Here is a 17011-nt window from a genome sequence, read left to right as displayed (position 1 = left end):
CCCATTCGCGACGCCCTCAGGCGCGCGCGATCAGGTCCTTATCCTGCTGTTCTTTGAGCGCGATTTTCTCGCGGATGAGGTTTTCAAGGTGGTCCACCAGCTCGGGGTTCTGCACCTTGTGATCTTTCTGGCCATTCACGTAGACCAGGTTGTTTGGCGTGCCGCCGGTCAAGCCGATATCGGCTTCCTTGGCTTCGCCGGGGCCGTTGACGATACAACCGATCACCGCCACATCAAGCGGTGTGGTGACATCCTCAAGACGCGACTCCAGCTCATTCATCGTGCCGATCACGTCGAAGTTCTGCCGTGAACAACTCGGGCAGGCAATAAAGTTGATTCCTTTGCTGCGCAGTTTCAGGCTTTTCAGAATTTCGTAGCCGACTTTGACTTCTTCCACTGGATCGGCGGCAAGAGAGATACGAATCGTATCGCCAATACCGTCCATCAGTAGCATACCCAGCCCCACCGATGATTTGACGGTGCCACCGCGCAGTCCACCCGCCTCGGTAATACCCAGATGCAGAGGCTGCTCTATCTGACTGGCAATCAGCCGATAGGCGGCCACCGCCATAAACACGTCGGAGGCCTTAACGCTCAGTTTATAGTCCTGGAAGTCCAGTCGATCGAGAATATCAATATGGCGCATGGCGGACTCGACCAGCGCTTCCGGCGTCGGCTCGCCGTATTTGCGCTGTAAATCCTTTTCAAGAGAACCGGCATTGACGCCGATACGAATCGGAATATTTTTGTCCTTGGCCGCGTCGATTACCGCACGCACGCGATCTTCCCGGCCAATGTTGCCCGGATTGATCCGCAGGCAGTCAACACCGTATTCGGCCACTTTCAACGCGATTTTGTGGTCGAAATGGATGTCTGCCACCAGCGGCACATTCACCTGGGCGCGAATTTGACGAAAGGCTTCCGCCGCCTCCATACTCGGCACCGACACCCGCACTATATCTGCACAGGCAGCTTCCAGCCGCCGAATTTGCGCGACAGTTGCCTCGACATCACAGGTGTTGGTGTTCGTCATGCTTTGCACTGAGATTGGCGCATCGCCGCCTACAGCGACCTTGCCAATGTATATTTGCCGCGACTTACGCCGCTTGATCGGCGATTCCATCTTCATAATTCACCTATCTGCACACGTACGGCGTTGCTTTCCGCCACCGCCGATAAATCCACCGGCTGCTCGTTATACTGCACCGATACTGCCGGCCAGTAGCTCATAGTCAATTGCACGGGGCCGTCTACCGTCATTTTGTGCTGCTCACCCGCGGGGCGAATACCGCTTAGTACCACTTTGCCGTGTATGTCTCGCAGCTCAATCCAGACATCTTCAGCAACCGTAAATTCGATCACCGCCGGAGTGCCGTCCTCGGTTGAGGTATCACCCTCTTCAAGAGCCGGCATTTGCAACAAAGTTTCGCCCAGGCTGGGCTGTGCACGCAGCTCCGGCAGGGGTGCGTAACGTTCACTCATCACCGTGACGTCGACATCAGAACGGTTGCCCATACCAAAGAAGAAATAGCTGCAGACCCACAGCAACAGTGCGGCGGCACACAATAAATAGGCCTTGGCATGACCAGGCGCTCTCGACCCCGGCTTCACTGAGCGTTTCGATGCAGCCTCATCGTCGCGGCGACAAATTCGGTCGCAATCCCGCAGTAAGGGTGCTTCTTCAAGACCCATGTAACGCGCGTAACTTTTAATATAGCCACGGGCAAACAGGGGCGAATTAAAACGCGTGTAGTCGTTGCGCTCCAGAGCCTCTACATAGGTTTTCAACAGGTTGAGCGCCTCGGCGGTTTCGGCAACAGACTTACCTGCCTGCAGGCGCGCCTCCTGCAACACCGATCCCGGCGGTCCACTGTAGATGTCGTTATGCGACTCTTTCATACTCTCTGTCACTTCGCCCGTTCTGCGATAAACGCTTTATACAACAGGTATTCCTCAGACTTGGGATAGAGATTTTTCAAGGCCAGCGCGTAACTCGCAAAGGCATTGTCGTCGTCAAAGACGTCGGCTAGGCGAATACCCAACCACAGCGAGGCCGCCGACGGCCGCTTGGTCTTGGCGACATAGGCGTCGTAAAAGCGCTGGGATTCTGCGTGCTGCTTCTGCCGAAAGGCGACCTCGGCCATCGAGATCAATACCAAAGGGTTATCATTCTGCATTAACAGGGCCCGCTTGAAAGCGTTTTCCGCCTTATCGAGTTCATCCAGTTTTAAATAGCAGCGCCCCAGGTTCACAAAGGCTTCCACCCGGCGCTCGTAGAGCAATTCCTGTACGACGACTTCCAGTTGCTCCGCCGCCTCGGCAAAGCGCTCCTGGGCATAGAGAAACACCGCGTAATTATTGCGGATGCGCACCGTGTTCGGCGCCTGTCGAATAGCGCGGCGATAGTAGTCTTCGGCGTGTTCCAGCTCGCCGGTATTCTGGTGCACCAGCGCCAGTGCTTCCAGCGTTTCCGCATTGCTACGGTCAACCGATTCAACATATTGCAGGTGGCGTTTTGCCTGTTCCCAGTTACCCTGGGCGATATAGGTCTTGGCCAGTTGCACAGAGGTCTCAAAGGCCTTTTTTTCATCGGCTTTTTCGGCAAAACCGCCACTGTGGGTGGTGACGCAGGCAGAGAGAAAGGCGCTGCATATCGTTAGAAAGAGTGCGCGCCTGTTGCGGTAAAACCCGATTCCATTGCCCATAGCGAGTTATCCTGCCCCCCCAATTATGGTCACGGCTTGCACCTCCTCGGCGCGGCGACGGTGACGCTCGGCGCGGCGGGTGCGATCCTGCACCTGGCCGGCTAACTGCCCGCAGGCGGCGTCGATATCATCACCCCGAGTGGTGCGCACGGTCGTGACATAGCCCGCGTCAGTAAGCACCTGCCAAAACCGGTTAATCGCCGATTTTGATGGCCGTTGGTAATCTGACAACGGGAAGGGGTTAAACGGTATAAGATTGATTTTGCACGGCAATTCACGCAATACCTGCGCCAGCTCCCGCGCCTGATCCATACTGTCATTCACCCCGGCAATCAGGGTGTATTCAATGGTTGCCACCCGATGTTTGTCCGGCTGCTTGTCGAGATAGCGGCGGCAAGCCGCGAGCAATTCGGCGATGGGATATTTGCGATTAATCGGCACCAGTTCGTCGCGCAGTGCGTCGTTGGGCGCGTGAAGGGATACCGCCAGCGACACCTCGGAGACGTCACCCAGCTTATCCAGCATGGGCACGACCCCGGAGGTACTCAAGGTCACCCGTCGTTTGGACAGACCATAACCGAAGTCGTCCATCATCAGGCTGGTGGCATCAACCACATTGTCAAAATTAAGCAGGGGTTCGCCCATACCCATCATCACCACGTTGGTCACTACGCGGTTTTTACCCGGGCCGAAGGCATCGTAGGATTTTATTGCCAACCACACCTGGCCGATAATTTCAGCGGCGGTAAGGTCACGCATAAAACCCTGTTTTCCCGTGGAGCAAAAGCTGCAATCCAGGCTACACCCCACCTGCGAGGACACGCAGAGAGTGGCGCGCTGGCCATCGGGAATCAATACAGTTTCCACCAGATTGCCGCCGCCGACTTCTACGGCCCATTTACGGGTGCCGTCCTTGGAGTCGAGCTGGCGTACAATATTGGGTGGACGCACCTCGGCGACCTCTGCGAGCTTGGCGCGCAGAGGTTTGCCGAGGTTAGTCATTTGATCGAAATCATCGACCCCGAAGTGGTGAATCCACTTCAGGATCTGCTGGGCACGAAATGGCTTTTCGCCAATGGATACCAGATAGGCTTCCATTTTCTTCCGGCTCATGCCGAGCAGGTTTACCCGCTCTTGCGCCGTCGTTGCTGGTTGAAATTCCATGCCCGGGTGCCCCTTAGGCGCGCTCGCAGAGCTCGCTGGTCGCGAAGAAGAAGGCGATTTCACGGGCAGCTGACTGCTCGGAGTCGGAACCGTGTACTGCGTTGGCGTCGATAGACTCGGCGAAATCAGCGCGAATCGTGCCAGCAGCGGCTTCCTTGGGGTTAGTCGCGCCCATCAGCTCACGGTTTTTCAGGATGGCACCCTCGCCTTCCAGAACTTGCACAGTTACCGGGCCGGAAGTCATGAAGTCAACCAGAGCGGGGAAAAAAGGACGGCCTTTGTGCTCGGCGTAGAAACCCTCAGCCTGCTCGCGGCTCAGGCGCAGCATTTTGGCAGCGATAATCTGCAAACCGGCTTTTTCAAAGCGGCTGTAAATTTCACCGACAACATTTTTGGCAACGGCATCAGGTTTAACAATGGAAAGGGTGCGTTCAACGCCCATTAGTCTATCTCCGGCTTTCAGTTCAAAAATGGGGACAGGCCCCGAAAAATCGTGGAATTATACGCGCATTCAGTCGAAATAGGTACGCGCGCTGCGGTCAGACTCCAGTCAGGCGATTTGGTTTTGCCGGGTACGTCGTAAACCGAACAAAAATCGCCTCACTCAGTCGCGTTCTTCCAGCCAAGCTGCCTGAATGGCTTCCAGAATCTTCTCGCCACTGCGCTTGGGGTCGTCGTCGAAGTCGTCGAGTTCAGTGACCAGGCGATGCAGATCAACGAAATTAATATAGGTCGGATCCCGGTCCGGGAATTTCTCCGCAAGCTCGATGCCAATATCCAGCACGTCAGTCCATTTCAATCCCATAACTCCCCCTAGTGGCGCTCAGACACCATATTGATGGTATAGCGTGGAATTTCCACTACCAGGTCTTCATCCTGAACCACTGCCTGACAGCTCAGCCGCGACTCAGGTTCAAGCCCCCAGGCCTTGTCGAGCATATCCTCTTCCAGCTCATCGGCTTCCTCGAGGGAGTCAAAGCCTTCGCGGACAATGACGTGACAGGTCGTACAGGCACAGGATTTTTCGCAGGCGTGTTCAATATCTATGCCATTGGCAAGCATGGCATCGCATACTGTGACACCACTGGCCACCTCCAGCACATCGCCCTCGGGGCACAGGTTTTCATTTGGCAGTATTACAAGGCGTGGCATTGCTACGCTCCTTAAATCTCGTCGACTTGCCGTCCGGCAAGGGCTTTTTTAATGCTGGCATCCATCCGCCGCTCGGCGAAGGCTTCGCTCGCCGCACCGACAATCTCGATATGTCTTGCGATGTCGGCAGCGCTACCATCCTGCTTCTGCTGGTGAAGTACTTCCATTTTTGACAGTAAATCCTTTTGCTCGTCCTCACTGAGTAACGCCTCGCCGTCGGCTAGCAAGGCCGCTGACAGGGCTTGCAGCAAAGCTTCTGCCTCCACCTGCTGCTCGCGCAGTGCGCGCGCTTCCTTGTCTTCCCCCGCCGCCGCATAGGAACTTGTCAGCATATCGGCAATATCGGTATCGCTGAGCCCATAGGCAGGCTTGACTTGCACCTGACTCTCGGTGCCGGTGGTTTCTTCCCGGGCCGACACCTGCAACAGACCGTCGGCATCCACCTGAAAGGTCACCTTGATCCGCGCGGCTCCGGCGACCATCGGCGGGATACCCCGCAGTTCGAACTTTGCCAGACTGCGACAGTCATCCACCAGCTCCCGCTCGCCCTGAACCACATGGATCGCCATCGCGGTTTGCCCGTCCTTGAAGGTGGTGAATTCCTGGGCCATCGCCACCGGGATCGTGGTATTGCGATGAATAATCTTTTCAGTAAGACCGCCCATGGTTTCAACGCCAAGCGAAAGGGGGATCACGTCCAGCAGCAGGGTGTCCTCACCGCTGCGATTACCAGCCAATTGCTCAGCCTGGGAGGCCGCGCCGATGGCCACCACGGTATCCGGATCGATATCCACCAAGGGTTCTCGACCGAACCACTGACCCACGCGCTCCCGCACCCTGGGAACACGGGTAGAACCGCCGACCATAACAACATTCTGAATATCGTCGTGACTTAGCCGCGCGTCCCGCAGTGCCCGCTTGCAGGCCCGAATCGCCTTGTCAATCAAGGGATCAACGAGGTCGTTAAATACTTCGCGGGTCAGACTCAGCAAGTGCTGTCCCAGTGCGACATCTACTTGCTCGGCGTCGCTCAACCCTTCTTTGGCGGCACGACAGGCTGTGAGCAGCTGACGCCGCTCTACCGCCGACAATTCCCCAAGGCCAACGCTCTGCATAAACCAGGCGGCTATTGCCTGATCGAAGTCGTCTCCACCCAACGCCGAATCGCCACCGGTGGACAGCACCTCGAACACGCCCTTGCTAAGCTGCAATACCGAAATATCGAAGGTGCCACCACCGAGGTCAAACACCGCGATCGCGCCCTCTTCCTTTTCATCGAGGCCGTAGGCCACCGCCGCAGCGGTAGGTTCATTCAGCAACCGCAGCACCTTTAAGCCAGCCAACCTTGCGGCGTCTTTGGTGGCCTGGCGCTGGGCGTCGTCGAAATACGCCGGCACGGTAATCACCGCCCCGACAAGTTCGCCGCCCAGGCTTTCTTGCGCTCGGGCCGCCAGCACCTTGAGAATTTCCGCCGATACCTGCACCGGTGACAAGGCACCCGCGCGGGTTTGCAGCTTGACCATATCTTCGCCGCAGTCCACCAGGTCGTAGGTTGATAGCGCCGGTGACAGGGTGACATCGTTATAGCTGCGTCCCATCAGACGCTTGACTGAGGCCAGCGTATTGGCAGGGTCAGCCGCCGCCATCGCCTCCGCCTCTTTGCCCACCAGCACTCGGGCGTTTTCACCGTAGTACACCACAGAGGGCAGCAGCTGTTCCCCCGCCGCATCGCGCAGGGTTTGCAGACGGCCATTGCGAAAGCTGGCCACCAGTGAATTGGTGGTACCGAGGTCAATACCCACCGCCAGCTTGCGCTGATGGGGTTCCGGGCTTTGCCCCGGCTCGGCTATTTGCATCAACATAACTTCTGTCCATCTTTGGGCAGCACAGGCCGCCGCTTGCATTTGTCGGCCGCTGCCGCTCAGTAGTCGAGCAGCTCGCCTTCTTTGCGTTCGGCCTCGCTACGCAGCTTTTCGAGAAACTGGAGCTTGGCGTATTCATCTTTGGCTGCCGCGTAGTCACCGTCCTCAAAGCCCCGCTGAAACGCCGCTGTATGCTCAGCGATAGCGCCATCAACATCACGATAGAAGGCATCCAGAGCCGCCTCAGGGTCGCTGGCGCCTTCCAGCTCCGCCAACTCCTCGCGCAAGGTAATCTGTTGCATCAGAAAATTCGAGTCGGTAAAGGAGGTATTGCTACCATCGACACTGTGACCACTGAGTTTCAGCAGGTAGGCGGCACGGCGAGTGAGAGATTTCAGTGTGTCGTAGGCTTCGTTGATCTGAGAAGATTTTTGCACGGCAATCCGGCGCTCGCGCTCTGACTTACCGGCGTATCGATCCGGGTGAACGCTGCGCTGTAATTCGCGGTAGGCGGCGGTCAATGCCCCCTGATCGAGGTCAAACTGACGGGGCAAGCCCAGCAGGGCAAAGTGGTCGTCGCGGTGATCTATCTCGGTCATTGGCCGCCGTGCTCCGCTGTCATTCGGGTTTGCCAAAACCCCTGCTTAAAAAAACAAAAGGCGCGCTCGGAATTGTTACCGCGGCGCGCCACACAGATTCGCTTGGTACTAAACGGTAAAACTTTCACCACAGCCACACTCGGCTGACACATTGGGGTTATTGAACTTAAGACCTTCGTTCAGGCCTTCTTTAACAAAGTCCAACTCGGTGCCGTCGAGGTACACCAGGCTTTTGGGGTCGATATAAACCGACGCACCGCCATTTTCGAAGACCTGATCTTCGGGCTGGGGCTCATCGACAAACTCCAACACATAGGCCATGCCAGAGCAGCCGGAGGTTCTCACTCCCAGACGGATACCCAGGCCACGTCCGCGACCCGCGATCTGTCGCTTGATGTGCTCAGCCGCCGAATCGGTGATTGCTATCCTCATATCCACTCCCGTAGCCAGCGTTATGCGCTGGTTTTTTTCTTGCGGTAATCCGATACTGCGGCCTTGATGGCGTCCTCGGCCAGTACCGAGCAGTGAATCTTCACCGGCGGCAGGGCGAGCTCCTGAGCAATTTCGGTGTTCTTGATATGCTCGGCCTCTTCCAGAGTTTTACCTTTTACCCACTCGGTCAGCAGGGAGCTGGAGGCAATTGCCGAGCCGCAACCGTAGGTTTTGAATTTGGCGTCTTCGATAATGCCCTGATCGTTGACCTTGATTTGCAGGCGCATTACGTCGCCGCAGGCCGGCGCACCCACCATACCCGTACCGATTTCGCTGTCGGCATCATCAAATTTGCCGACGTTACGGGGATTCTCGTAGTGATCCAGTACTTTTTCGCTGTAAGCCATATCATACTCTCCTGATCAGAGCCGCCTCAGTGGGCCGCCCATTCAATACTGTCCAGATCGACGCCATCTTTGTACATATCCCAAAGCGGCGATAAGTCGCGCAGTTTTTCTACCGCCTTACGCACCTGAGCCACCGCATAGTCCACCTCTTCCTCGGTGGTAAAGCGCCCGAAGGAAAAGCGCAGTGAGCTGTGGGCAAGCTCGTCGTTCAAGCCCAGAGCCCGTAGTACGTAGGACGGCTCCAGACTCGCCGAGGTGCAGGCCGAGCCGGAAGACACCGCAAGATCTTTCAGCGACATAATGAGCGACTCCCCTTCAACAAAGGCAAGGCTCACATTGAGGTTACCGGGCAGGCGACGCTCAGCATCGCCATTTACGTGAACCTCTTCGATGTCTTTCAAGCCATCCCAGAAGCGCTTGCGCAGGGCTAGGGAATGCTCGGCATCCTTGGCCATTTCCTGACGGCAAATTTCACAGGCTTCGCCCATACCCACAATCTGGTGGGTTGGCAGCGTGCCAGAGCGCATACCACGCTCGTGGCCACCACCGTGCATTTGCGCTTCGAGGCGCACCCGCGGCTTGCGGCGTACATACAGTGCGCCAATCCCCTTGGGGCCATAAAGCTTGTGGGCAGAAATCGACAGCAGGTCGATTTTCATTGCTTCCATATCCAGCGGCAGCTTGCCCGCGCTTTGCGCGGCATCGACGTGGAAGACGATTTTACGTTCGCGACACAGTTCGCCAATCGCCGCTACATCATTAATCGTGCCGATTTCGTTATTGGCGTGCATGATGCTGACGATGGTTGTGTCATCACGCATTGCAGCTGACACTGCTTCCGGAGTAATAAAACCCTCCGGAGTGGGATCGAGATAGGTCACCTCAAAACCTTCGCGCTCGAGCTGACGGCAAGTATCCAATACGGCCTTGTGCTCGATTTTTGAAGTAATGATGTGTTTGCCCTTCTTGCTGTTAAAGTGGGCAGAACCTTTGATCGCGAGGTTGTTGGACTCGGTAGCACCGCTGGTCCAGACAATTTCCCGTGGATCAGCGTTGAGCAAGTCTGCCACCTGACGACGGGCATTCTCTACCGCCTCTTCCGCCTTCCAACCAAACAGGTGGGAGCGCGACGCGGGATTACCAAACACACCATCGGTGGTCAGGCATGCCATCATCTTCTCGGCAACACGCGGGTCTACTGGCGTGGTCGCAGAGTAATCCAGGTAAATCGGCAACTGCATTTCTCTCTCCTACGTTGCGGCGGAACCCTTGCCCCACCGTGCACCCGACGACGCTGCCGCCGGGTTTTTAATCTCATTCAAACAGCCGGTTAATCGACGGCGGTCAGCACTATAGCGCCATCGTCAAAACGGCGCTGACGCTGCCGCGCAGACACAACCTGCACATCGCGCCGCTGCACAAGGCTCGCCAGGCTGATATCGCTCAAAAAGTGATGTATCTGGTCACTCAGATCCGACCACAAATGGTGGGTCAGGCAGGTGTGACCGTCCTGGCAGTCGCTGTGACCAGAGCAGCCTGTGGCGTCTACGCGCTCATCAACGGCGTCTATGATTTCAGCGACGAAAATATCTTCTCCGGGACGACTCAGGCGATAACCGCCACCCGGACCGCGAATGCTCTGCACCAGCTCACGGCGGCGCAATTTGGCAAACAGCTGCTCCAGGTAGGACAATGAAATATCCTGACGACTGGAAATATCAGACAGACTGATGGGGCCTCGGTCGCCATAAAGCGCCAAGTCCAACATCGCCGTCACGGCATATCGTCCTTTCGTTGTCAGTCGCATAGTCGTACCCAATCTCCGTAGGGCTAATTATGCAATAACCGAGTGTTTCTATCAACTATATACCCGATAAAAACAGTAGGTCTTTTGTCGCGAGGGAAGCATTCGATCCAAGGCGGGGCACGGTGGCGGCAAGCGCCACCGATGCTGGGCTGCGCATTATAGAGACTAATCCCCCTGCTGACCACGCTCCTCGCCCTCTTCGGCGGCCTTGGCCTTGCGCACCCAGTACTGGGTCGAGGTCAGAATGCCGCGCAACAGATTCACCTCCATCTCATCCAGCCGGGTGCGCTGATAAAGGCGGCGCAGACGCAGCATCAACTTTTTAGGCGCCTCCGGCCGCAAGAAGCGGATTTCGGCGAGGGTTTCCTCCAGATGGACCAGATAGCGCTCCAGCGCCTCGGCATTGGCGGGAGGCTGATCCCAGTCAGCCAGGGCATTGCCGTCCAGTTCTCCCGACACCTGGAACATACGCAGCTCATAGGCCATCACCTGCACCGCCATTCCCAGATTCAATGAGCTGTATTCGGGGTTTGACGGAATATGCACGTGGAGATTGCAGCGCTGCAGCTCTTCGTTGGTCAGTCCGCGGTCCTCACGCCCGAACACCACCGCGATTTTGTGCCCCCCTGCGGCCTCCTTGTAGGCTTCCTGCATACAATTGCGCGGATCGAGTAGCGGCCAAGGTACCGTGCGCTCGCGAGCACTGGTGCCAATAACCAACTGGCAGTCGGCAATCGCCTCGTCCAGGGTCTCGCAGACCACCGCCGAATCCAGCACGTCTGCCGCGCTGGCCGCGCGCCACACAGCCTCGTCGTGGGGAAATTTCTGTGGGGCCACCAGATATAGCTGGGACAGGCACATATTCTTCATAGCCCGCGCCACCGCGCCGATATTGCCGGGATGAGAGGTATTCACCAGCACAATGCGAATGTTATTGAGGGGATTCGAGGAAGTAGTCATAGTCAGCGCCTTGTTATAACGCGGCGCATTCTAACAGAGCCTGTGCGCGGGGTCAGCGTTTGGGCGTCCACCGCAATTGCCACCCCTCCTCACCCCCTACCGCAACGTAACCCTCGCAAATCGCCAGGTCGGCAATAGCGGCGAGGACGCCCCCGCTGTAGATCAATGGCAATTCGCCACGCCGATGAGGTGGCACGCCCCACTCCTGTAACAGCTTTTTCAGGGAACGACTGTGCGACTCTCCGGCGAGGGTGCAACGCTCGCCCCCTTGTCGCAGCCGTATCTGCAACCGCCCCGATGGCGCAAACCGGCCACCAGGTGAGGCCGTTAAACGACCACCGGGAAGCTCCAGCACCTCGCCCGGCATCCAGGCCCAGCATTCGCCGTCGCTCGATTTGGCACACCTCCCGGCAATGGGCTCGCGTAGGCGGTCGTGGTGCAAGCGCCCCCTGTAGCGATAAAACTCTTGCTCTTCGAAGGGCCAACGGGGTTCAGCATCGTCGGCAGACAGTACAAACTGGCGATAAAAATCGGCCAACTGCCGCTCCTCGAGGGAGAGACCCACGCCTTGCAAATAACGCTTCAGCAATGGTCTTCGACGCCCCTCTGGCAAGCCGCATAGCGCAGTCAGATCGAGGCTGTCAGCGTCGCTGATTCGGGCAAGATCAGCGTCAAGATACTCGTTCAGTAGCAGGGCCGCCTCTCGCTGTTGACGGGCGGTTCGCACCAACCGATCGCCCACATCGGGCCAGCGCTCGCGCAATACCGGCACAATGCGATTGCGCAGGAAATTACGGTCGTAGTGATTGTCGTCGTTACTGGGATCGTGAACGTGGTCCAGCCGATGAGCCTGGGCATAACGGGCCAACTCGGTCCGCGGCGTATGTAATAGCGGCCGCAACAAGCATCCGCGCCCCAACGGACGAGTCTGCGGTATTGCAGCCAGCCCGTCGACACCAGCTCCGCGCAGCAGGCGCATCAAAACCGTCTCCGCCTGGTCGTCGCCATGATGCCCCATTAGCAGAACATCACCCTCAACCAACAGCGACTCAAAGACGCGATAGCGCGCAGCCCGCGCCGCCGCCTCGATACCCACACCCGCACTCCCTACGGTGACCGTGGCTATTTCACAGGGAATATTCAACGTGGCGCACAGACTCTCGGCCTGAGCCGCCCACTGCAAGGCTTCACTCTGGAGCTGATGATTGACATGCACCACGTGCACAGGGGGAAAGTTGTCATCGTACTCGCGACAACGCAGTAGTAAATCGAGGAGAACACGTGAGTCGAGGCCGCCGCTAAAGGCCAGCCAGTAGCGGCTTGCAGAGACCGCTGCCAACTCACTGCGCAGTGTGTTGACCAGCGGCTCAGTTTCTACCACGGCATCAGAACTTATACGGTGCCGTAGGACATCAGGCGCTCGTAGCGAGTATCGAGCAGCTCATTTTCAGGCATGGCCTTCAACCTGGTGAGCTGATCAACAATATGCTCTTTTACCCGTGCAGCACATTCGTCGATATCGCGATGGGCACCGCCCGCCGGTTCGGAGATAGTGGCATCCACGATGCCCAATTCTTCCAGTACCGTTGAGGTCAAACCCATCGCCTCGGCCGCATCCGGTGCGAACTCGGTGCTTTTCCAAATAATATTCGCACAGCCTTCCGGCGAAATAACGAAGTAAGTCGAGTATTGCAGCATGGCAATGTGATCGCCGACACCGATACCCAGTGCACCACCGGAACTGCCTTCACCGATAACAATGCACACAATGGGCGTTTTGAGTCGTGACATCACCGCCAGGTTCTGGGCGATGGCCTCACTGATACCACGTTCTTCACTATCGATACCGGGGTAGGCCCCAGGTGTGTCGATAAGGGTAACGATAGGCAGCTTGAAGCGCTCGGCCATTTCCATCAGGCGCAGGGCCTTGCGGTAACCCTCCGGTTTGGGCATACCAAAGTTGCGTTTCACCTTCTCGGTGACTCCGCGCCCCTTTTCCTGGCCGATAATCATCACCGGCATACCGTCGATTTTACCGATACCGCCAACAATGGCCGGATCGTCGCCAAAATGACGGTCGCCATGGAGCTCATCAAAGTCGGTAACAATGCGGCGGATGTAGTCCAGCGTGTAGGGCCGCATGGGGTGACGGGCAATTTTTACCACGTCCCAGGGCCGCAGCGACGAGAAAATTTTCTCGGTCAGCTTGCTGCTTTTTTCCTTCAATTTAGCGATTTCGTCGCTAATATTGAGCTCGTTGTCATTACCAACTAGACGAAGTTCTTCGATCTTCGCTTCAAGTTCCGCTATAGGTTGTTCAAAATCGAGATAATTGGGATTCATTGCTCTGCTTTATTCGCTCAGTTTTGGCCAGGTCCCAGGTTGTCCGCCGCTGGCGGGGCAACCATCGCTTGGGGGCAATTATACGTTAATCGTATTTTATGACCACGTTATTTGCGCCACAGTCTTCACGCAAGCGGATTAAAACTTCCTCCTGTGGCAGAATTTTCCAATCGCTGGCGAGCCGCAACCTGACCTCGGCATCGTCTCGCTGGTAGCGAATGACCACCGGACAGTTTCCGCCCCTCACCGTGGTCAGCGCCGATTTGAGGCGCGCAATCTGCTCACCGCTACTGCGCTCATTGTGCAGGGTAAGCTCCAGCTCCCTGGCGTGGTGCTCCCGCGCTTCGGCGAGACTGCGCAGGGACTTAACGCGCATTTTCTTGCCACCGCTGTATTCATCAAAGCTGCACACCCCTTCAACCACCAGCACCGCGTCCTTGACGATTCGGTCGCGACACTCTTCGTAGACATCGCTGAACAGGGCAACTTCAATACGCGCGCTGCGATCATCCAGTAACAGGAAGGCCATCGTATCACCGCGCTTGTTCTTCATAGTGCGCGAGTTGATGACCAGACCCGCAATCGTCTGACTGTGCTTTTCGGGGTTGAGATCCACTATGCGCTTGGGCACAAAGCGGCGCAATTCAGCCTCGTAATCATCGATTGGATGACCGGTTACATAAAGGCCGAGGGTATCCTTCTCCCCCTGCAAGCGCTCCTTGGTGGTCCAGCGCCGTACATTGCGGAAGGCGGCATAGACATCGCTGTCATCCGCAGCCAGGGCGCCGCCAAACAGGTCGTTAATACCGATTTCCTGATTGCGGGCCGACTGTTCCGCCGCCTGCACCGCTTCGGGCATTGCCGCCATCAGTACCGCGCGGTCTTCGCCCAGATCGTCAAAGGCACCACTGCGTATCAACGCTTCTATAGCGCGCTTATTAACTTTGCGGGGGTCGGTGCGCTCACAAAAATCAAACAGGTTTTTAAAGGGGCCACCACTGTTGCGCGCGGCAATAATACTTTCTACCGGGCCCTCACCCAGGCCTTTTATCGCGCCAAGACCGTAGACAATCTGCCCCTGGTCGTTGACAGTGAACATATACTCACCCTCGTTCACCGAGGGCAATTTGTAGTCCAGCTTCATCTCCCGGCATTCTTCGATAAACACCACGATTTTATCGGTGTTGTCGAGTTCCGAGCTCATTACCGCTGCCATAAAGGGCGCGGGATAATGGGTCTTTAACCAAGCGGTTTGGTAGGACACCAGGGCGTAGGCTGCGGAGTGGGATTTGTTAAACCCGTAACCTGCGAACTTTTCCATCAGGTCAAAGATATTCGACGCCAGCTCCTTGTCGAAGCCCTGCTTGATCGCCCCCTCGAGAAACAATACCCGCTGTTTTTCCATCTCTTCGGGTTTTTTCTTACCCATCGCCCGGCGCAGCAAATCGGCACCACCGAGGGTGTAACCGCCCATCACCTGGGCGATCTGCATAACCTGTTCCTGATACAGGATGATGCCGTAGGTCGGCTCCAACACTGGCTTGAGGCATTCATGCTGATATTGCGGGTGAGGATAGGCCAGCTCGGCGCGACCGTGCTTCCGGTTGATAAAGTCGTCAACCATACCGGACTGCAGGGGGCCGGGGCGGAACAGCGCCACCAATGCGATGATGTCTTCAAAACAGTCGGGCAACAGCTTTTTAATCAGCTCTTTCATGCCCCGGGATTCCAGCTGGAATACCGCTGTGGTTTCCGCCGACTTCAACAAATTGAAGGTGCGAGTATCGTCCAGCGGAATCGCCATTATATTCAACGGCGCTTCGTCTTTTTTGGTCCGCTGGGCATTCACGATTTTCAGAGCCCAGTCGATTATCGTCAGCGTACGCAGGCCAAGAAAGTCGAACTTGACCAGCCCCGCATCTTCCACATCGTTCTTGTCGAACTGGGTAACCAGTCCACCGCCGCTTTCGTCGCAGTACAGCGGTGCAAAGTCTGTCAACTTGGAGGGAGCGATAACCACCCCCCCGGCGTGCTTTCCTACGCCACGCACCACGCCTTCCAACTGGAGGGCCATTTCCCAGATTTCGCCGGCCTGCTCGTCGTTGTCGAGAAACTCCTTGAGGGCGGGCTCCTGCTCTATTGCCTTCTCCAGGGTCATACCCACTTCAAAGGGAATCAGCTTGGACAATTTATCGGCAAGACCGTAGGACTTGCCCTGCACCCGGGCAACGTCGCGCACTACCGCCTTCGCCGCCATGGTGCCGAAGGTGATAATCTGACTGACCGCGTCGCGACCATAGTTATCGGCCACATAACTGATGACCCGGTCGCGACCTTCCATACAGAAGTCGACATCGAAGTCGGGCATCGACACCCGCTCCGGGTTGAGGAAACGTTCGAAGAGCAGATCGTATTCCAGTGGATCCAGGTCGGTGATCTTCAGGGCGTAGGCAACAAGAGAACCTGCACCGGAGCCCCGCCCCGGCCCAACCGGAATATCGTGATCCTTGGACCATTGAATAAAGTCCATAACGATCAGAAAGTAACCGGGGAAACCCATTTGCAGAATTACGTTTAACTCAAAATCGAGTCGTTCGCGGTATTCCCTTTCTTTCTCGGCAAAATCCGGGGCACTGCGATCAAACAGAAAATCCAGCCGATCATCGAGGCCCTTGTGGCATATCTCCCGGAAAAATTGCTCCTGGGTCATTCCCTCGGGAATCGGATAGTCCGGCAGGTAGTAGGTACCCAGCTTAACGGTAAGATTGCAGCGCCGAGCGATTTCAACACTGTTTTCCAGCGCCTCGGGAATATCGGAAAACAGTTCCGCCATTTCCTCCGGGCTGCGCAAATACTGCTCGGCACTGTAGTTTTTGGGCCGCCGCGGATCATCCAGCACTCGGCTATCGCGGATACACACCCTGGCCTCATGGGCTTCAAATTCTTTCGCGCTGATGAAGCGAACATCGTTGGTCGCCACTACCGGACAGGAGAATTCGGCGGCAAGGGCAACCGCTGCATGGATATAGGCGTCCTCGTGTTCACGGCCAGTTCGCTGTAATTCCAGGTAAAACCTATCGGAAAACACCGACATCCAGCGATCAAGGCTGGCCCGTGCGGCATCGATTTTATTCGACACCAGCAACTGACCAACATCCCCCTCACGACCACCGGAAAGGAGTATCAGGCCTTCACTCGCCTGCTCAACCCAGCTGCGGTAAACATAGGCCTTGCCCTGCCACTGGCCTTCAAGATAGGCCTTGGAAATCAGTTCAGTAAGATTGTGATAACCCTGCTCATTTTGTACCAGCAGGCAAAGGGTGCTGATGTGATCGGGGTCGTCGTCGTCCCGCACCAGCAGATCGCTGCCGTAAATTGGCTTAAGCCCGGCGCCCTGGGCCGCTTTTTGAAACTTGATAAGCGCGTAGAAATTACACAGATCGGTCAGTGCTACCGCGGGCATTCCCATTGCCGCTGCTTCTTTACACAGCGCCTTGACCCGCACCAGGCCATCGACCAACGAGTACTCGGAGTGCACGCGAAGATGAACAAATTTTTCCTGCAACATAGCCTCGCCTCT

The 17011-nt window shown here is 56.7% G+C and carries 17 protein-coding genes; all 17 read right to left on the bottom strand.

What is annotated here, in order from left to right; genetic code table 11:
- Positions 1-16 precede the first annotated feature (16 nt).
- The 17 genes from ispG to dnaE all read right to left on the bottom strand — a co-directional run bounded on the left by ispG (position 17) and on the right by dnaE (position 16999).
- Positions 17-1129, bottom strand: coding sequence for a flavodoxin-dependent (E)-4-hydroxy-3-methylbut-2-enyl-diphosphate synthase (ispG, locus tag HCU74_RS09340; protein ID WP_168450171.1), 1113 nt, complete (start codon positions 1127-1129; stop codon positions 17-19).
- On the bottom strand, positions 1126-1899 hold the full coding sequence (locus HCU74_RS09335; protein WP_168450170.1) for a helix-turn-helix domain-containing protein: 774 nt from the start codon (positions 1897-1899) through the stop codon (positions 1126-1128). The genes ispG and HCU74_RS09335 overlap by 4 nt, the downstream gene beginning before the upstream one ends.
- 8 nt (positions 1900-1907) lie before the next feature.
- Positions 1908-2705 carry a type IV pilus biogenesis/stability protein PilW gene (pilW, locus tag HCU74_RS09330; RefSeq protein WP_168450169.1) on the bottom strand — a complete coding sequence of 266 codons (798 nt, stop codon included), beginning with the start codon at positions 2703-2705 and terminating at the stop codon, positions 1908-1910.
- A gap of 6 nt (positions 2706-2711) precedes the next feature.
- Positions 2712-3869 carry a dual-specificity RNA methyltransferase RlmN gene (gene rlmN, locus HCU74_RS09325; protein ID WP_210425222.1) on the bottom strand — a complete coding sequence of 386 codons (1158 nt, stop codon included), beginning with the start codon at positions 3867-3869 and terminating at the stop codon, positions 2712-2714.
- 13 nt (positions 3870-3882) lie between these two features.
- The gene (gene ndk, locus HCU74_RS09320; RefSeq protein WP_168450168.1) at positions 3883-4311 is read right to left on the bottom strand and encodes a nucleoside-diphosphate kinase; all 429 of its coding nucleotides are present in this window, start codon (positions 4309-4311) and stop codon (positions 3883-3885) included.
- A 162-nt stretch (positions 4312-4473) separates the two neighbouring features.
- Positions 4474-4674 (bottom strand): Fe-S cluster assembly protein IscX, encoded by a 201-nt coding sequence (gene iscX / locus HCU74_RS09315; RefSeq protein WP_168450167.1) that lies wholly within the window; start codon positions 4672-4674, stop codon positions 4474-4476.
- 8 nt (positions 4675-4682) lie between these two features.
- The gene (fdx, locus tag HCU74_RS09310) at positions 4683-5021 is read right to left on the bottom strand and encodes an ISC system 2Fe-2S type ferredoxin (RefSeq protein WP_168450166.1); all 339 of its coding nucleotides are present in this window, start codon (positions 5019-5021) and stop codon (positions 4683-4685) included.
- Positions 5022-5032: 11 nt separating this feature from the next.
- Positions 5033-6883, bottom strand: coding sequence for a Fe-S protein assembly chaperone HscA (gene hscA / locus HCU74_RS09305; RefSeq protein WP_210425221.1), 1851 nt, complete (start codon positions 6881-6883; stop codon positions 5033-5035).
- 59 nt (positions 6884-6942) lie between these two features.
- Positions 6943-7482, bottom strand: a complete 540-nt coding sequence (gene hscB, locus HCU74_RS09300; RefSeq protein WP_168450164.1) for a Fe-S protein assembly co-chaperone HscB — start codon at positions 7480-7482, stop codon at positions 6943-6945.
- Positions 7483-7590: 108 nt separating this feature from the next.
- Positions 7591-7914, bottom strand: a complete 324-nt coding sequence (gene iscA / locus HCU74_RS09295; RefSeq protein WP_168450163.1) for an iron-sulfur cluster assembly protein IscA — start codon at positions 7912-7914, stop codon at positions 7591-7593.
- A 20-nt stretch (positions 7915-7934) separates the two neighbouring features.
- Positions 7935-8321, bottom strand: coding sequence for a Fe-S cluster assembly scaffold IscU (gene iscU, locus HCU74_RS09290; protein WP_168450162.1), 387 nt, complete (start codon positions 8319-8321; stop codon positions 7935-7937).
- Positions 8322-8347: 26 nt separating this feature from the next.
- Positions 8348-9562, bottom strand: a complete 1215-nt coding sequence (locus HCU74_RS09285) for an IscS subfamily cysteine desulfurase (protein ID WP_168450161.1) — start codon at positions 9560-9562, stop codon at positions 8348-8350.
- An 89-nt stretch (positions 9563-9651) separates the two neighbouring features.
- Positions 9652-10128, bottom strand: coding sequence for a Fe-S cluster assembly transcriptional regulator IscR (iscR, locus tag HCU74_RS09280; RefSeq protein WP_168450160.1), 477 nt, complete (start codon positions 10126-10128; stop codon positions 9652-9654).
- A gap of 165 nt (positions 10129-10293) precedes the next feature.
- Complete coding sequence (gene trmJ, locus HCU74_RS09275; RefSeq protein ID WP_168450159.1) at positions 10294-11088, bottom strand: tRNA (cytosine(32)/uridine(32)-2'-O)-methyltransferase TrmJ; 795 nt, start codon at positions 11086-11088, stop codon at positions 10294-10296.
- Positions 11089-11140: 52 nt separating this feature from the next.
- Positions 11141-12469, bottom strand: coding sequence for a tRNA lysidine(34) synthetase TilS (gene tilS, locus HCU74_RS09270; RefSeq protein ID WP_168450158.1), 1329 nt, complete (start codon positions 12467-12469; stop codon positions 11141-11143).
- An 11-nt stretch (positions 12470-12480) separates the two neighbouring features.
- Positions 12481-13431, bottom strand: a complete 951-nt coding sequence (locus HCU74_RS09265) for an acetyl-CoA carboxylase carboxyltransferase subunit alpha (protein WP_168450157.1) — start codon at positions 13429-13431, stop codon at positions 12481-12483.
- 85 nt (positions 13432-13516) lie between these two features.
- Positions 13517-16999, bottom strand: a complete 3483-nt coding sequence (gene dnaE / locus HCU74_RS09260; RefSeq protein ID WP_246864562.1) for a DNA polymerase III subunit alpha — start codon at positions 16997-16999, stop codon at positions 13517-13519.
- Between the last annotated feature and the right edge of the window lie 12 nt (positions 17000-17011).

This window comes from Spongiibacter thalassae, from assembly GCF_012272835.1.
GTDB lineage: Bacteria > Pseudomonadota > Gammaproteobacteria > Pseudomonadales > Spongiibacteraceae > Spongiibacter > Spongiibacter thalassae.
The sequence above is the reverse complement of the archived record's forward strand: the minus strand, read 5'-3'. Positions and strand labels throughout refer to the sequence as shown.

Excerpts from the sequence above, each read along its gene's own strand:
- rlmN (WP_210425222.1), bottom strand. The coding sequence starts at position 3,869 with ATGGAATTTCAACCAGCAACGACGGCGCAAGAGCGGGTAAACCTGCTC.
- fdx (WP_168450166.1), bottom strand. The coding sequence starts at position 5,021 with ATGCCACGCCTTGTAATACTGCCAAATGAAAACCTGTGCCCCGAGGGC.
- iscR (WP_168450160.1), bottom strand. The coding sequence starts at position 10,128 with ATGCGACTGACAACGAAAGGACGATATGCCGTGACGGCGATGTTGGAC.
- ispG (WP_168450171.1), bottom strand. The coding sequence starts at position 1,129 with ATGAAGATGGAATCGCCGATCAAGCGGCGTAAGTCGCGGCAAATATAC.
- iscX (WP_168450167.1), bottom strand. The coding sequence starts at position 4,674 with ATGGGATTGAAATGGACTGACGTGCTGGATATTGGCATCGAGCTTGCG.
- hscB (WP_168450164.1), bottom strand. The coding sequence starts at position 7,482 with ATGACCGAGATAGATCACCGCGACGACCACTTTGCCCTGCTGGGCTTG.
- hscA (WP_210425221.1), bottom strand. The coding sequence starts at position 6,883 with ATGTTGATGCAAATAGCCGAGCCGGGGCAAAGCCCGGAACCCCATCAG.
- iscU (WP_168450162.1), bottom strand. The coding sequence starts at position 8,321 with ATGGCTTACAGCGAAAAAGTACTGGATCACTACGAGAATCCCCGTAAC.
- dnaE (WP_246864562.1), bottom strand. The coding sequence starts at position 16,999 with ATGTTGCAGGAAAAATTTGTTCATCTTCGCGTGCACTCCGAGTACTCG.
- ndk (WP_168450168.1), bottom strand. The coding sequence starts at position 4,311 with ATGGGCGTTGAACGCACCCTTTCCATTGTTAAACCTGATGCCGTTGCC.
- HCU74_RS09265 (WP_168450157.1), bottom strand. The coding sequence starts at position 13,431 with ATGAATCCCAATTATCTCGATTTTGAACAACCTATAGCGGAACTTGAA.
- HCU74_RS09335 (WP_168450170.1), bottom strand. The coding sequence starts at position 1,899 with ATGAAAGAGTCGCATAACGACATCTACAGTGGACCGCCGGGATCGGTG.
- iscA (WP_168450163.1), bottom strand. The coding sequence starts at position 7,914 with ATGAGGATAGCAATCACCGATTCGGCGGCTGAGCACATCAAGCGACAG.
- pilW (WP_168450169.1), bottom strand. The coding sequence starts at position 2,705 with ATGGGCAATGGAATCGGGTTTTACCGCAACAGGCGCGCACTCTTTCTA.
- trmJ (WP_168450159.1), bottom strand. The coding sequence starts at position 11,088 with ATGACTACTTCCTCGAATCCCCTCAATAACATTCGCATTGTGCTGGTG.
- HCU74_RS09285 (WP_168450161.1), bottom strand. The coding sequence starts at position 9,562 with ATGCAGTTGCCGATTTACCTGGATTACTCTGCGACCACGCCAGTAGAC.